The 1,273-nt window shown below is 60.3% G+C and carries 2 protein-coding genes; both read right to left on the bottom strand.

Annotated elements, in window-relative coordinates; genetic code table 11:
* Window positions 1-119 precede the first annotated feature (119 nt).
* Complete coding sequence (locus G3446_RS26755; protein ID WP_164456689.1) at window positions 120-968, bottom strand: tyrosine-type recombinase/integrase; 849 nt, start codon at window positions 966-968, stop codon at window positions 120-122.
* Entirely contained in the window at window positions 961-1,143 is a 183-nt protein-coding gene (locus G3446_RS26760) for a site-specific integrase (RefSeq protein ID WP_164456690.1), read from the bottom strand. The genes G3446_RS26755 and G3446_RS26760 overlap by 8 nt, the downstream gene beginning before the upstream one ends.
* Window positions 1,144-1,273 lie beyond the last annotated feature (130 nt).

Consider the following 1,273-nt stretch of genomic DNA (forward strand, 5'->3'; position numbering starts at 1 on the left):
AGTGCTCGTTCATGCTGTTTCCTCTGTGGCTAATCGGATGACTTGCCACTGGGAAACAATCAGAATAATGCCGGGTCTGCAATTACGGCATCAGCCGTAAAACACTGATCGAAAAGAACTTAAAGCAGGACGCCAGGACTACCAGGCATTATTCGGCACCCGGGATTATGACGAATCGTGTGCGGCGAGACGGTGTAACTGGCCAAAGCAGGGTAGCGCTCGGAGGCCGTCTGCACGGCCGCTGCCAGGCGTAGCGAGACATTCGCTCTCGTCATGGCCCGCCCGTTTCGGGCGGGTAGCAACGGGTCGCCGGCACCGAGGTCAGGGTTTTGTTTCAACCAGGCACGGATGGCGTTGATAGTGGAGTGCCAGAGCGGAACGCTGCGTTGCTTGCGTCCCTTGCCATGCAGATGCACGCAGGCGGCGCGTTCCTCCAAGACGACGTCGCCGACGTTGACGTGCGTAATCTCGGAGACCCGTGCTCCGGTGTTGTAGAGCATCTGCAGGAGCAGGTGATCACGCCGGCCAATCCAGGTGTTTGGTGGCGCCTGGATCACGGCCTGCATTTCCTCGGGCGAGAGATAGCCGAACATGGGGCGCTCGAAGCGCTTGACGGGGATGCCGAGCGCGCGCTCGAGAACCTGTAATGACGCCACATCCCGGTGAGCGGCGAACTTCAAGAAGGAGCGCAGCGCCGCCAGGCGTGCATTGCGGCTGCGCACGCAGTTGTGGCGTTGTTGCTCCAGATGATCGAGGAACGCCGTGAGCAATTGCGGGGTGATCTCCGCGAGGGTCATCGCGACCGGTGCTTTGCCGAGTTGTGACTGCGCGAATTGGAGAAAGAGCACCATGGCATCGCGGTAAGTGGCAATGGTCTGCGGGCTCAAGGCGCGCTGCTGGGTGAGATAGTCGGCGAAGTAGGCTTGCACGAGAGCCGCGAATGACGGGGAGGAGGCAGGCTTAGGCATTCCGGCCCTCCTCGAGCGCGGCGAAACGCTCGAACTTTGCCCCGGCTACCGCGATCAGCTCTGGAGCCGCCGAGAGATACCAGTAGGTACAACTGATCTTGGTATGGCCCAGATAGGTCGAGAGGGCCAGCATCTTCTGGTCGAGATCGCGGCCTTCGCGCTGCCACGCGATCAAGCGCCTGACTGACGGCAAAGGTATGACGATTATGCCGCGCGCGGCATAAGCGGCATCATGCCGACAACCGAATTATGCCGAGTCGTCAGCGGCTGCCTTTGCCTTTCTTCCGTATTTCTTGAGACTTACG

Origin of the sequence: Thiorhodococcus minor, assembly GCF_010820565.1 — a bacterium.
GTDB classification, from domain to species: domain Bacteria; phylum Pseudomonadota; class Gammaproteobacteria; order Chromatiales; family Chromatiaceae; genus Thiorhodococcus; species Thiorhodococcus minor.